The organism is Sporolactobacillus laevolacticus DSM 442 (genome assembly GCF_000497245.1).
GTDB classification, from domain to species: Bacteria; Bacillota; Bacilli; order Bacillales; family Sporolactobacillaceae; genus Sporolactobacillus; species Sporolactobacillus laevolacticus.
This window is the reverse complement of record NZ_AWTC01000002.1, coordinates 246,023-259,908: the sequence shown is the minus strand read 5'-3', so window position 1 is coordinate 259,908 and position 13,886 is coordinate 246,023. Positions and strand designations below refer to the sequence as shown.

Here is a 13,886-nt window from a genome sequence, read left to right as displayed (position 1 = left end):
CCATATCCTTGAAATTCAAGTATATAAAAAAATACCTGTAGGTAAAACACTCTTTTTCAAGTGTCCTAATTACAGGTACCAGTTTAAATTCGCTTCTCTCTTTTCTTTAAACGAGTAATATTTTATTTATGATTCATGAAGGGTTTTGATTTTCGTGATCATAATCTTTCGAATTTGATGAGCTTCCATTTCGGTTACTTCAAAGGTGACATGGTCGTAATTAAGCTTCGAACCAACCTTGACGTTAGGATCTTCAGCAAGCATCCATCCGCCAATTGTATCAATGCCTTCCTCTTCAATGTCAATCTGGAATTGCTGATTGACATGTGAGATCAGCAATTTTCCATCTACAAGCGCTTTGTCAGGATCTATACGTTTGATCAGCGGCTCTTCGCCTTCATCATACTCATCGCGAATTTCGCCGACAATTTCTTCCAGAATATCCTCAACAGTAACCAAACCGGATGTGCCTCCGTATTCATCAGTCAGGATGGCCATATGAATACTTTCTTTCTGCATTTTCTCAAGCAACGTGCGAATCGGTGTTGTCTCAAGAACGGAGAGAATCGGTCGTATATAATGATCAAGGGTTTGAATTTCTTTATTTAAAACATCAGTAAACAGATCTTTAATATTAATCATGCCGACAACATGATCTTTATCCTCTTCCACGACGGGAAACCGAGTATATTTTTCATTTTGGAGGATTTGAAGCGATTCCTCAAATTGATCTTCTTGGTAGATACAGACAATCTCAGTTCTGGGCACCATAATTTCTCTTGCAGTCCGTTCATCAAAGTCAAAGATACGTGTCATATAGCGCAATTCGCCTTGACTGATTTCACCACTTTTAAAACTGTCGGCTAAAGTCAGCCTTAATTCGCCTTCGGTTAATGCATCGCCGTGTTCGCCTTCGGGCTTGATTCCAAAAAGGCGAATAACACTATTTGATAACGTATTGAGCAGCCAGACAAAAGGAAAAAGTAATCGATGAGCCCAGATCAGGGGGTAGGCAATCGCTAATGTGATCTGTTCGGCCTTATGGATAGCAATCCCTTTTGGTGCCAATTCACCAAGGACAACGCTGATGAAAGTAATCAGGAAAAAGCCACTGATGACAGAGAGTGTGTGCGTCATTACGCTGTTTAAGCCAATCCACATAAAGAGTGGATTGAATAGATGTGCTACAGCAGGTTCGCCGATCCACCCTAAAACAAGAGCAGTAACTGTAATACCAAGCTGTGTCGTTGAAAGATAAGCGTTAAGGTCATTAATGATTTTTTTAGATAGCGCTGCCCTCTTATTCCCCTGCTTAATCAGTTCATCCAATCGAGTAGAGCGGATCTTTACGATCGCAAATTCTGCTGCAACGAAAAAAGCTGTTAATAATATTAATAACACAACGATTGCTATACCAAAGGTATCGTCCAAATGAGTCCTGAGCATTGAGTTCAATACTCAGGTGTCACCTCCAAATGTGTAATAGAGTGATACATATCTATTATACACAAATGTAAACGTATTTTGAATTATGGGGCTAGAAGATGATAAAGGCTCACACTTTAGGCATGATAATATAAAGCGAAAAGAAAAATGCCCGACGGATGATGAGATCCGACCGGACATTTTCACATTTAGTTAACGTAATCAACATACAAAAGTAGCGCCAACGATAATTAACAGGATGAACAAAACAACGATCAGCGCGAAAGAGCTACAGCAGGAAAAGCCACCTACCGGATAAGATGGATAGCCGCCGCAGCCGCAGCCTTCACTTGCACCACCGTATGGAGCATTTGACGGATATCCGCCGAAACCAAAGTTGCCCATTCAAGTCACTCCTTTATCACGAGATATGATATTCTATGTTGCCTAAAGACAATTGGCGATGAATAAAACGCCCAATCCTCACAGCCATGCGTTCGCCTCAAGCAATTGACTTGATTGAGAGGGGGTACGTCTTTAACATAATCTACTTGACAACAGCTCATAATTCACCCACCCTTGGGATAGAGAATATGACTTGGAGGATGTAAAAATGGGGAAAATGGATGAACAAATTATTGTGATAAAGAGAGCCGACCTTTTTGGACAAGGATTGGAGGATTTGACTTTTCAGGGAACGGAGCTGGTAAGAAATCATATTACAGCGCTGGAAAACAGAATGGCAGAACATTATACAGTCATGCGGCGAGGAGATGCCGAAGAAAATACGGCTTATAAACAACCCATTCCCTATGCAGTGCTCAAAAAAGATGGCAAGTACTTTACATACAAGCGTTTGGGTGGCGGCGGTGAAGAACGCCTCTATGGAAAGCTCTCAATTGGTGTTGGGGGCCATATGAATGAGGTAAAAGAAGCAGGAAATTTTAAACAGGTACTTTCGAACAATCTGAACAGGGAAATAAACGAAGAATTAATTATAAGGTATGCGGACGCTGCTGAGATCCGGACCATTGGCTTAATTAATGATGATCAGTCAGATGTTGGACAAGTGCACATCGGTGTTTTAGTTACCATTGACTTACCTGAAAACGCTGAGGTTGCTGTACGAGAAGAAGATAAGCTGGAGGGCAGCTGGATGTCCTTGACTGAACTACGTGAACATGAGGTTTATGAACGTATGGAAAGCTGGTCTGCATTAGCCATTGATGCGCTTTCGCAGCGGTAAATGATTGTAGGAAGCGAGTCCTTATGAAAAGATTTTCATTTTGCACTTGCTTTATAACCGCTACGGTATACTACATTTAATGAACGAAGCTGGGATTTATTGAAATCCCGGATTTTGTATTCTGATTGAGAAAGATGGCGGATGTTTTATGAACGGAGAAACGCTGCTTGGTGTTGTCGTTCCTTGTTACAATGAGGAAGCTGTTTTGCCGGAGACGTTCAAAGAACTTACTGAAGTGCTTGACCGGCTGATTAATGAAGGAAAGATTAATCGGAACAGTTTTATCCTTTTTGTCGATGACGGCAGTGCAGACAAAACGTGGGCAATGATCGATCATCGTGCAGAGGTCGACCCTTTGGTCAAGGGATTAAAGTTGAGCAGAAATTTTGGTCATCAAAGCGCATTGATTGCTGGAATGGAATCTGTGAGCACTTGTACAGACTGTTTGATTTCTATTGACGCAGATCTTCAGGATGATGTTCATGCTATTTCTGAGTTTGTTGATAAGTTCCACGAGGGCTGCGATATCGTTTACGGAGTGAGAAAGCGGCGGGATCAGGATACCTTTTTTAAGAAGAATACCGCGCTGGCTTTTTACAAACTCATGGCCAAGATGGGTGTTAATCTAGTTCCCAATCACGCGGATTTCAGATTACTAAGCCGAAGAGCGGTATTAGAATTGATGAACTATCGCGAAGAAAACATATTCCTTCGCGGCATTATTCCTCTACTCGGTTTTAAATCAGCCAAAGTGTATTACGATCGGCAGAAACGATACGCAGGAGAATCGAAATATCCTCTTAAGAAAATGATTGCTTTTGCGGTGGATGGCATAACATCTTTCAGTATTGCGCCGATCAAGCTGGTCATGAGCCTTGGCTTTTTTCTTGTACTCGTTGGTTGCGGAATCGCGGTTTACGCATTTCTAGTCTGGTTACTGGATCATACAATCAGCGGCTGGACTTCATTGATATTGTCAATCTGGCTGATTGGCGGCATGCAGCTAATCGCAATTGGTGTTATTGGGGAATACATCGGAAAAATATTTAAGGAAACAAAGAAAAGGCCAAGATTCACGATTGAGGAAGATACACGTGAAGTGAATTTTGCGGAAAAGGAAATTTATAAACATGAGTGATCAAGGTCAATCAAAAATTATTGAAGAACAGCGGGCAGCTAAAGGAAACAAATGGCAATGGATGAAACAAGCCATCCTTTTCGGATTCGTCGGGGTAAGTAATACCGCGGTCGATTTTGCCGTTTTTTTTCTGCTGACCCATTACTTCTTTATTTTTTACGCAGTAGCGCAAGTGTTGTCGTATGCTGCCGGTATGCTAAATAGTTATATATGGAATTCAAAAGTCACGTTTGCAGCATCAAAGCGATCAGGATCGAGAGTCATTCGATTTGTAATACTAAATGTTGCAGTGTTGGGCATTACATTGCTTGCTATGCACAGCCTGCTTTTTTTGCCGCTGTACTTAAATAAGCTTATCAGCACACTGATCGGATTATGCTTCAACTTTGTCTTAAGCAAATTATGGGTTTTTAAAGCCTAGTGTATTAAACTCATGTTTTTTGAAATAACATGTGGAACCAATTTAACACAGTCCAAACCTTGTAATAATTGAAAAAAGCAACAAAATTATATATGTTCCAAAACGTTAAAATGTGGTGTTGTCATTGACAATTGAAGGCGCAAAATGTAGAATGCATGTATTCATGCGTACATTTGGACTCGCATCGTATTGGAATAATAATTAATCGGGTGTTTGACTTATAGAGTCTGTTCGAAAAGGAGGACAAAAAGGGCCAAGAAGATCAAGAAAACGCAGCTTTGAGCACCGGAGCGTATGTAAAGAATACGTGAGGAGTGGAAAAGCAAGTTGACGCAGAGATTCGCAGGCAATTTTTCCCGGACTTTTCGAACATCATCTTATAGCATTTCATTTGCGTCACTAATTTGAGAAGCAATGTTGGGGCAGAATATACGCACTGTTGAACGTGAGCTCCTGTTGACTTTAACACGTGAATGAACAATGTGATATTAAGGAGAGCGGATTGAAATGAAAAGAGTATTAACTTACGGAACCTTCGACCTGTTGCACTATGGGCATATTAATTTGTTAAGACGCGCAAAGGAGCTTGGGGATTATTTGGTCGTCGGCCTCTCAACGGATGAATTTAACGCAATTAAACATAAGGAAGCGTACCACAGTTACGAGAACCGGAAACTGATCCTTGAAGCCATCCGTTATGTTGATGAAGTGATTCCTGAAAAAGATTGGGATCAGAAAATTTCTGATGTGAAGGAAAATAATATTGATATCTTCGTCATGGGCGATGACTGGAAAGGAAAGTTTGACTTTCTGAATGATTATTGCGAAGTTGTATATCTACCACGTACGGTCGGTATTTCTACAACCAAGATTAAGCATGATCTTTTTTCGGTTAACAATGGCTAAAGAATTCCTGATTGACTGCTATCTTTTTCTATTTAAAATCATCTTTTTGATTTGCAAACGTTTCAAACTGCAGAACAAAATTGTCTTTGTCTGTTCTTACACAGATAATATTCAATTCGTATATAACGAATTGATTCACCGACAATTGGATGGAACAGACATCGTCTTTCTCTGTCGCGGGAAAGCTGCAGCCGGCCATTTCGCAAAAACTGGGAGTTGCGTCGTTCCATTTGAAACGGGAGACGTCGTTGCATTGCTGCGGTCTGCTTATCATTTGGCAACAGCGAAAATTATTGTCGTTGATAATTATTTCGGCTTTTTATCTGTTGCGACTTTTAAAAAGAATGTGCAGTGCATTCAGCTCTGGCATGCGTGCGGAGCTTTTAAGACATTTGGTTATAATGATCATTCGGTTGCTTACCGAACCAAACGAGCACGGAAGCGTTTTGCTGCTGTATATCAGCACTTCAATAAGATCGTTGTCGGTTCGGATGCGATGAAGGAAATTTTCAAGCAATCATTCGGTTTAGATGAGACCCATTTTATTCATTTGGGTGTTCCGAGAACCGATCTTTTTTTTGATTTGGCTAAGCGAAACGAGATCAGTAAGAATCTACAACGATACTGTCACGGCAAGAAAATCATATTATATGCACCGACCTTCCGAGATAAGCCAATAAAAGATGGGAGCCTTGGCCTCGACCTGAAAATGATGGAACAAGCCTTGAGTAATGATTATGTGTTGCTGTTGCGTCTTCATCCTGCAGAAAAAGGGATGGTAGACCTCAGCGGACAAAATCCGCAATTTGTGATCGACGGCTCTAACTGGTCAAGCGTCAATGAATTATTGTTGGCCACAGATCTTTTGATTACTGATTACTCATCAATCCCATTCGAATTTTCGCTGTTAGAAAGACCGATGATTTTTTTTCCATATGATTTGAAAGAATATGAAAAAAGCAGAGGATTATGGGGAAATTATAAACAAATGGTTCCAGGTCCGATCGCATATTCCACTGAATCATTAATTGAATTAATCAAGCATCATGTGTTTGATTTAAGTGAGATCACTGACTTTTCCAATACGTGGAATCATTATTCGACAGGGGCGTCCAGCAGCCATGTGGCCGATTATTTAGAAGAGTGTTTAAAGCAGTCTTCTGAACAAATAGAAGGACATCAATTTTATTTAGCCAGGAGGAGCGGGAGAAATGATCAGTGAGCAAGCTGAGAAATATATAAAAAAATTAATAAAACCGCGGATAACACATTTTGAAGCAAGTCCGGGGCAATGGAGTATTTCTATTCGCTTTAACCCGGAAATAGATGAACAGTACATAAAACGGATTGAATTATTTGTTTGTGACCGTTTCGGCGATGCAACCTTTCATTTTCCTATCGATACTGTGACCAAAGATGATGATGAGTTTTGGGTGGCAAAGGTACTGGTTCAGCTCTCATCCGTTCAGCAACACTTTTTTAACAGAGAATTTTGGAACTTTTTCGTATCGGTTCCTGTAGATCAGTCATTGCTCAATCAGGTATATGCCGAACTTGACGTGGATCAAATAGATGAAGCCGAAAAAGTTAGTGACCTTGGGGTGAATGCCGAGGTGGAATCGTGCAAGCTGAATATTCGTCTGCGTGCAGTAAAACCGTTGCAACCCCTTGATTTATTTAGCCTGTATGACGAAGAAAAAGATAAAATGCTCGTTCCTTTTTATACAAAGAAAAAAGCTCTGTCACTGCGTGTTGAAGAAGTTCATGTCATGGCAAGAATTGACCATGCCGCCATCAGCAGGCACTTCATGCTCAATCTTGAAGGCCATGTGGTTTTCCCAATTGCCGATGTGTTGTCAAAACCCGATGTCCAGAAAAAATTAATGCTTGTTAATAGTGATGAAGAAGTTATTGCGGAGTGGCGCGCTGAAAATATAGAACGGCCTGATTTGACAGAGGCGGCTCAATCGCTTGGCAGAAATTACGATTGGGCAGGATTCTCGCTTGCTATTGATTTAAAACCGATTGCTTCTCAATTTTCGGATGTATCCGAGCCGACTTACCTTTATTTCCGCGTAGAACTGACACATAATAAAAATGGTATGCTTTTCTCTGAACGTCCGGTAAGAATTCTTGCACGTCAAAAGGTGATTACAGGTCGTCATATTATCAAAATGGATGGCTTGAAAAAGAGCTTGACTGTTAAAAGAAATCGAAATAACAGTCTTGCATTCCGGATTGCGCCGTACACACTGGCAGATGCTGCAAAAGGCAAGGTGAGGCGCGGTTTAAATCGAGTGAAAAAAAGCAAAGCTTTTACAGCTGTGTATCATCGTACCTTTCAATTGCTGTCTCATCTGCCGGTGAAACAGAATCTTGTGATGTTTGAAAGCTTTTTCGGTCGTCAGTACAGTTGCAATCCACGTGCCATCTATGAGTACATGCGAGATCATTATCCAGAATACCAGTTGGTCTGGAGCGCAAATGGTAATTACACAGAGCTGTTTGAACAGCATCAACTGCCTTATGTCAAGCGTTTTTCCTTGAAGTGGTTAATGCTGATGACACGCGCAAATTATTGGGTGACAAATGTTCGTCTTCCACTTTGGATGTCTAAACCGAAACATACAGTGTATCTTCAGACCTGGCATGGCACGCCGTTAAAGAGGCTTGCACTTGATATGGAAGAGGTACATATGCCTGGGACCAATACAGAGAAATATAAAAGAAATTTTCTCGCTGAGTCATCCAGATGGGACTATCTCATTTCTCCAAACGCTTACTCGTCGGAAATTTTCTCGCGCGCCTTTGGTTTTGAAAATACAATGATTGAATCAGGGTACCCACGTAACGACTTTTTGTACCAGAAAAATAATCGAGAAACGATTGATACGATTAAGGATCGTTGTGGACTCCCAAGGGATAAAAAAGTAATTCTGTATGCGCCGACTTGGCGTGACAACCAGTTTTATGGTAAAGGACGCTACCGTTTTGAATTAGATCTTGATCTTCAACGTATGAAGGAGAATCTGGGTAAGGACTACATCATAATCATGAGGATGCATTATCTTATTGCAGATCAGCTGGATTTGTCTGAATATGATGGATTTGCTTATGATTTCTCTCACTACGAAGATATCAGTGAACTGTATATGATTTCTGACCTTTTAATAACAGATTATTCTTCAGTCTTCTTTGACTTTGCAAATTTGAAACGTCCGATGGTTTTCTTCACTTATGACATTGAGGATTACCGTGATCATTTGCGCGGATTTTATTTTGAATTTGAGCAGAAAGCTCCAGGTCCGCTTGTAACAACAACCGAAGGGGTTATTCAGGCAATACATGATATAGAAGCCTCGGGCTTCGCTGTCTCTGATCGTTTTGATGCATTCTTTGAAAAATTTTGTTCGCTTGAGAGCGGCCATTCGTCGGAGAAAGTGGTCAAAACTGTTTTTAAATAAAGTGTTTATTCTGTTGATTATCCAATCATTGTTCCGTCTCATGATGGGTAAACATTTAATTAGCATAATATGAATTGGCTCCGGCTTTGTAAAGCTGGGGTATTTTTTTGCTGTTATTTTTTCTCTATTCAGAATTAGTCGGTAAATCGTCATAAAGTTCCGTTATAATCTGGTGAAAATGCGCTTACATTTTCTGAAAAAGTGGTATAGTATAAGTGTAAGGGTTGATTAGTTTACGAGCATGGGAAGGTTGGTGGTGACTATGTATAAAATTTTAGTTCCGGTTGATGGTTCTGAGCCTGCATCACGCGCAGTGCAAGAAGCGGTTTCGATTGCTTCGGGTAAGAAAGATGCCGAAATCACTTTGATTTATGTCAGTCCTTCTCCAGTTTATTTTCCCTTCTATTCAATGGTTGGCCCGTCACTTGACGCGGACGTCAAAGAAATAGAAGAAAAAGAAGGCAATCAGATGCTGGATGATATCATTGAAAAAGCATCTAAAAATACAAAGGTGACGTTCCGTAAGAAACATTTGTATGGCATTGCAGCGCAAGAAATTTGCGATTACGCGAATGACACAAAAAAAGATTTGATTATCATGGGAAACAGAGGCATGGGGGCTTTTGGACAAGTAATTTTAGGAAGTGTCAGCAATAAAGTACTTCATTTGGCTCAATGCCCTGTCATGATTGTGAAATAATTTATACAGTGAAGAACCTTTGCAAAGCATAAACTTTGCAAAGGTTTTTTTTACTTTATACTTGAAAGTCAAAGAAGGTCAGACTATAATAAAACCATAAGGTCAAATAAGGTCAAAAAAATACAATGGATCGGATCCAAACTTGACACTAAATTCAACCTGGAGGAGGTTTGATCTTATGCTTTGTGATGAATGTAAACTGAACCAAGCGGTTGTGGAAATGAATGTCATTGTGAATGGACAGCAAAAGCATCTCCATCTCTGTGAGGAGTGTTATTCGAAAATGAAAAATAATTTTAATATGCCTTCATTTTTTCAAAACAGCGGATCACCATTTGATGATTTGTTCAAAAGTCTGATTCAGCCTTCAATGGCATCTAGCGAAAATAGAGCACAAGAAAACGGTATGAACTTTGACGGAATGCACGGAAAAGCTGCTGGTGGCGGTGGAGGCGGACGTCGCGGAGGATTTCTAGATCAAGTCGGACGAAATCTGACAGAAGCAGCGCGCCAGGGAAAAATCGATCCGGTTATTGGTCGTGAACGTGAAGTCCAATTGGTAGTTGAAACGCTGAATCGCAGAAATAAAAACAATCCGGTATTGATTGGTGAACCAGGTGTTGGTAAAACAGCAATAGCTGAAGGCCTCGCTCTAAAGATCATTGAGGGAAAAGTACCTGCGAAGCTTGCGAATAAAGAGATCTATCTAATCGATGTTTCATCTCTTGTCGCCGGCACAGGCATCAGAGGGCAGTTTGAACAGCGTATGAAACAACTGATGACCGAACTAGAGAAGCGGAAAAATGTGATTGTCTTTATTGATGAGGTGCATTTGCTTGTCGGCGCAGGATCTGCAGAAGGCGGATCGATGGATGCAGGCAACATTTTAAAACCTGCGCTTGCGCGTGGTGAATTGCAAATCATTGGTGCTACAACATTAAATGAATACCGCAAAATTGAAAAAGACGCTGCGCTTGAGCGTCGTTTCCAGCCTATCATTGTCAATGAGCCAACACAAGAACAAGCGGTTCAGATTTTGAAGGGTATTCAATCAAAATATGAGAAATATCACCATGTCCGTTATACTGATGAAGCGATTCAAGCTTGTGTGGCGCTTTCCGCACGCTATATTCAGGACCGCTTCTTGCCGGATAAGGCTATTGATTTGATGGATGAATCCGGATCAAAAGTTAACTTGAATTTAACGCCAGTAGATACTGAAAGCGTAAAAAAGAAAATTGATGAGATTGCAGCGGCAAAAGCGGAAGCAACAAAAAATGAGCAATTCGAGACAGCTGCTCGGCTTCGAGATCAGGAACATGCTTATCAGAAACAGCTGGAACAGTTGGAGAAAATCAAAGCAAATGGTTCTGAAATGCCGGTGACTGGCAAGGAAGCCGTTGTTGATGCAGAATTGATTCAGCAAATTGTTGAGACACGTACGGGCATTCCGGTACGAAAATTACAGGCTGACGAGCAGAATAAGATGCGCAACCTGGCCGATCGTCTGAATGCGAAAGTTATTGGGCAGCAAGAAGCGGTTGAAAAAGTATCTCGGGCGATTCGACGCAATCGCACCGGCTTTCGTAAAACGACCAGACCAATTGGTTCATTCCTGTTTGTTGGGCCGACAGGTGTTGGAAAGACAGAACTTGCTAAAACGCTCGCCGAAGAAATGTTTGGGGACCGTGAATCAATGATTCGCCTCGATATGAGTGAATATATGGAGAAACATTCGGTGTCTCGTTTGATCGGTGCGCCCCCTGGCTATGTTGGCCATGACGAAGCCGGCCAGCTAACTGAAAAAGTACGCCGCAAACCGTATAGTATTATTTTGCTGGACGAAATTGAAAAAGCACATCCGGATGTCATGCATCTGTTCTTGCAGATTCTGGATGACGGTCGCCTAACCGACAGTCAGGGACGTACGGTAAGCTTTAAGGATACGGTTATTATTATGACGAGTAATGCAGGGATCAAAAACAGATCGGCTACGGTCGGCTTTGGATCAACGAGCAGCCGTGAAGATATGATCAAACAGCTTGAAGAATACTTCCAGCCCGAATTCCTAAACCGATTGGATTCGATTGTCAAATTCAGCGCACTGAGAAAAGAGGATCTGCTCTCTATAGTTGATCTGATGCTTGACGATATCAGCACCGCTGCAGGCGAACAGGGAATCGAATTGAGCGTGACTGATGCCGCGAAAAAGAAATTGGCTGAACTGGGATACAATCCTGAATTTGGCGCACGCCCGCTGCGCCGTGTACTTGAGGAAAAGGTAGAAGATAAAATTTCTGATCTGCTTCTTGATCACAGCACGGCGAAAAAAATGACGGTTGATGAAAACAACGGGACGATCATGGTTACTGCCGAATGAAATGATGTGGAGGAAAAGTGCTTGTGGTTAGCAATGCCACAGGTGCTTTTTTTGTTTGACAGAAACTGAAAAAAGTGGCAAAATGGCAATACACTATATAGCGACAAGCGATGATGGGATTAAGTAGCGGTCGAATTTGCTTTTCAGAGAGCAGGCGGTTGGTGAGAGCCTTGCAGCTAACGGCGCAGCGAATTACCTCCCTGAGCATCTTCTGTGAACGATTAGTAGCGGGAGACGGCTGCAGCCGTTAACTTTAATTAAGTGACTGTTTCTATAAGAGTTTATTCGAAAAGGTGACTTTTCAAACAACCTCTATGAAAAGCAGTCGACAAGGATGGTACCGTGCGATAAGCGCTCCTTTTTAGGGGCGCTTTTTTATTTTCCAGGTTATCAAACTGGTACCCCTGAGCATGACAAAAATGAAAAATTGATTGGAAGGTGTGTTTAAGTAATGGATATTATTGATGATTTAAAATACCGCGGCCTGATTAATCAGGTTTCGGATGAAGAGGCGCTTCGGGAAGCGCTTAAAAAACCAATGGCGTTTTACTGTGGATTCGATCCGACAGCAAACAGCCTCCATGCTGGCAATTTGCTTGTTATCGTGATCATGATGCGCTTACAAAAAGCAGGGCATCATCCAATTGCTGTTGTCGGTGGCGGAACGGGCATGATTGGTGACCCGAGCGGCCGATCAACTGAACGTCAACTGAATACCAAGGATATTGTAGACAACTATGCAGAAAGTCTCAAACAACAGTTGGATCGTTTCCTTCAATTTGACAATGGAAACGCGACCTTTGTAAATAATGCCGAATGGCTGAATTCACTAACTGCAATTGAGTTTTTGCGTGATGTCGGCAAGTACTTTACGCTTAATTACATGCTTTCCAAAGATTCCGTACAAACGCGGCTTGAAGCGGGTATTTCGTTCACCGAATTTTCCTACATGCTCCTGCAATCTTTCGATTTTCTGAATCTGTATGAGAAGAATAATTGCCGGATGCAGGTTGGCGGCAGTGACCAATGGGGAAATATCACAGCGGGTTTGGAATTGATTCGCAAGCGTGGTCATGAAGACCAAGCGTTCGCAATGACTTTCCCTCTGATTACAAAAAGTGACGGTACGAAATTCGGCAAGTCAATGGGTGGGGCGATCTGGCTTGATCCGGAGAGAACAACACCTTATGAATGGTACCAGTTCTGGTTCAACGCATCAGATGATGATGTCGTGAATTTCTTGAAATATTTCACATTCCTGACCAAAGATGAAATTGAAGCTCTGGCAATAGAAGTAGCGGAGCATCCAGAAGAACGCAAGGCACAAAAAACACTCGCCCGCGAAATGACGATACTCGTGCACGGTGAACAGGCGCTTAAACAGGCAGAGCATATCTCACAGGCATTATTCAGTGGGGATGTCGCACAGTTAAGTGGAGAGGAAATCCGTCAGGGATTTAAGGATGTACCGACATTTAATGCACCATCAAAAGAGTCGAAAAAGTTGCTTGAGCTGCTCGTTGAAGCTGGGGTTGCATCCTCTAAACGACAAGCGCGTGAAGATATTGCTAATGGCGCGATTTATGTCAATGGGGCGCGTCGTACTGATTTAAATGATATTTTGACAGATGAAGACCGTATTGACGATGAGTACACGATCGTTCGTCGCGGAAAAAAGAAATACACATTGATCCAATTTTGAACGTGATTTTTTATGTATCACATTGACCTTAATGTGCAGAATAAATCTGAAAATGACACGATGTTGTTTTGCTGCGTGGTATACTAAATTTAGTGAATGCAAATTAGAAAAAATTGGTTTGCATAATAACTAAATCGACAAAATTTTAAGGTAAGCCATTAAGGGAGGTCTTGAACAATGGGTGCAGATAACAAAAAATGTTCATGCAGCGGGATCAGTGGCAAAGAACTGGTTGTGGGCGGAATCATTGGCGGGGTAGTCGGTGCTTTTGTTGCTTTACTTTTTGCGCCAAAATCAGGAGAAGAAATACGTAAAGATCTTTCTGTGAAAGAATGCGTGGATAATGGCGTGGACAAGGTCAAGCAAGTAGTCGCAAATTTGTTAAATAAAGATAGTGAACCTTATAGCTGAATGAAAAGAGTTAAGGTGTAAGAGCTTTTCGCACAGGATAAATCCCTAACTGTGCGGAGAGCTTTTTTATTGCCTTCTTAACCTTTTTTATTT

Annotated in this window: 12 protein-coding genes and 1 other annotated feature; of the genes, 10 read left to right on the top strand and 2 right to left on the bottom strand. The window is 41.5% G+C overall.

Translation table 11 applies throughout. The features are described 5' to 3' along the window. Positions 1-126 precede the first annotated feature (126 nt). Together P343_RS22910 and P343_RS22905 are read right to left on the bottom strand one after the other, a co-directional pair. Positions 127-1,446, bottom strand: a complete 1,320-nt coding sequence (locus P343_RS22910) for a hemolysin family protein (protein ID WP_023509065.1) — start codon at positions 1,444-1,446, stop codon at positions 127-129. 201 nt (positions 1,447-1,647) lie between these two features. Next, complete coding sequence (locus P343_RS22905) at positions 1,648-1,830, bottom strand: YjcZ family sporulation protein (protein WP_023509064.1); 183 nt, start codon at positions 1,828-1,830, stop codon at positions 1,648-1,650. Between the two features lie 208 nt (positions 1,831-2,038). On the opposite strand from P343_RS22905, the gene P343_RS22900 reads away from it, so the two are divergent. From P343_RS22900 to P343_RS22855, 10 genes are all read left to right on the top strand, one after another. Beyond that, the gene (locus P343_RS22900) at positions 2,039-2,671 is read left to right on the top strand and encodes a hypothetical protein (RefSeq protein WP_023509063.1); all 633 of its coding nucleotides are present in this window, start codon (positions 2,039-2,041) and stop codon (positions 2,669-2,671) included. A 148-nt stretch (positions 2,672-2,819) separates the two neighbouring features. After that, entirely contained in the window at positions 2,820-3,809 is a 990-nt protein-coding gene (locus P343_RS22895; RefSeq protein WP_023509062.1) for a glycosyltransferase family 2 protein, read from the top strand. Continuing rightward, complete coding sequence (locus P343_RS22890) at positions 3,802-4,230, top strand: GtrA family protein (RefSeq protein WP_023509061.1); 429 nt, start codon at positions 3,802-3,804, stop codon at positions 4,228-4,230. The genes P343_RS22895 and P343_RS22890 overlap by 8 nt, the downstream gene beginning before the upstream one ends. A gap of 507 nt (positions 4,231-4,737) precedes the next feature. Continuing rightward, entirely contained in the window at positions 4,738-5,136 is a 399-nt protein-coding gene (gene tagD / locus P343_RS22885) for a glycerol-3-phosphate cytidylyltransferase (protein ID WP_023509060.1), read from the top strand. Continuing rightward, entirely contained in the window at positions 5,108-6,358 is a 1,251-nt protein-coding gene (locus P343_RS22880; protein WP_023509059.1) for a CDP-glycerol glycerophosphotransferase family protein, read from the top strand. Before tagD ends, P343_RS22880 begins: the two co-directional genes overlap by 29 nt. Beyond that, positions 6,348-8,600 (top strand): CDP-glycerol glycerophosphotransferase family protein, encoded by a 2,253-nt coding sequence (locus P343_RS37655; protein WP_023509058.1) that lies wholly within the window; start codon positions 6,348-6,350, stop codon positions 8,598-8,600. Before P343_RS22880 ends, P343_RS37655 begins: the two co-directional genes overlap by 11 nt. Positions 8,601-8,862: 262 nt before the next feature. Next, positions 8,863-9,300: a universal stress protein gene (locus tag P343_RS22870; protein ID WP_023509057.1), complete on the top strand. Its 438-nt coding sequence runs from the start codon at positions 8,863-8,865 to the stop codon at positions 9,298-9,300. Positions 9,301-9,478: 178 nt separating this feature from the next. Continuing rightward, positions 9,479-11,680 carry an ATP-dependent Clp protease ATP-binding subunit gene (locus P343_RS22865; RefSeq protein ID WP_023509056.1) on the top strand — a complete coding sequence of 734 codons (2,202 nt, stop codon included), beginning with the start codon at positions 9,479-9,481 and terminating at the stop codon, positions 11,678-11,680. Between the two features lie 101 nt (positions 11,681-11,781). Then, positions 11,782-12,042 (top strand) — a binding site (T-box leader). Between the two features lie 89 nt (positions 12,043-12,131). Next, a complete protein-coding gene (tyrS, locus tag P343_RS22860; RefSeq protein WP_023509055.1) occupies positions 12,132-13,382 on the top strand; it encodes a tyrosine--tRNA ligase in 1,251 nt (416 codons plus the stop codon). A 177-nt stretch (positions 13,383-13,559) separates the two neighbouring features. Next, positions 13,560-13,793, top strand: a complete 234-nt coding sequence (locus tag P343_RS22855) for a YtxH domain-containing protein (RefSeq protein ID WP_023509054.1) — start codon at positions 13,560-13,562, stop codon at positions 13,791-13,793. The last annotated feature ends 93 nt before the right edge of the window (positions 13,794-13,886 follow it).

What these genes read in the sequence shown, in the direction of transcription:
- P343_RS22910 (WP_023509065.1), bottom strand. Translation starts at nt 1,446, where the DNA reads ATGCTCAGGACTCATTTGGACGATACCTTTGGTATAGCAATCGTTGTG.
- P343_RS22905 (WP_023509064.1), bottom strand. Translation starts at nt 1,830, where the DNA reads ATGGGCAACTTTGGTTTCGGCGGATATCCGTCAAATGCTCCATACGGT.
- P343_RS22900 (WP_023509063.1), top strand. Translation starts at nt 2,039, where the DNA reads ATGGGGAAAATGGATGAACAAATTATTGTGATAAAGAGAGCCGACCTT.
- P343_RS22895 (WP_023509062.1), top strand. Translation starts at nt 2,820, where the DNA reads ATGAACGGAGAAACGCTGCTTGGTGTTGTCGTTCCTTGTTACAATGAG.
- P343_RS22890 (WP_023509061.1), top strand. Translation starts at nt 3,802, where the DNA reads ATGAGTGATCAAGGTCAATCAAAAATTATTGAAGAACAGCGGGCAGCT.
- tagD (WP_023509060.1), top strand. Translation starts at nt 4,738, where the DNA reads ATGAAAAGAGTATTAACTTACGGAACCTTCGACCTGTTGCACTATGGG.
- P343_RS22880 (WP_023509059.1), top strand. Translation starts at nt 5,108, where the DNA reads ATGATCTTTTTTCGGTTAACAATGGCTAAAGAATTCCTGATTGACTGC.
- P343_RS37655 (WP_023509058.1), top strand. Translation starts at nt 6,348, where the DNA reads ATGATCAGTGAGCAAGCTGAGAAATATATAAAAAAATTAATAAAACCG.
- P343_RS22870 (WP_023509057.1), top strand. Translation starts at nt 8,863, where the DNA reads ATGTATAAAATTTTAGTTCCGGTTGATGGTTCTGAGCCTGCATCACGC.
- P343_RS22865 (WP_023509056.1), top strand. Translation starts at nt 9,479, where the DNA reads ATGCTTTGTGATGAATGTAAACTGAACCAAGCGGTTGTGGAAATGAAT.
- tyrS (WP_023509055.1), top strand. Translation starts at nt 12,132, where the DNA reads ATGGATATTATTGATGATTTAAAATACCGCGGCCTGATTAATCAGGTT.
- P343_RS22855 (WP_023509054.1), top strand. Translation starts at nt 13,560, where the DNA reads ATGGGTGCAGATAACAAAAAATGTTCATGCAGCGGGATCAGTGGCAAA.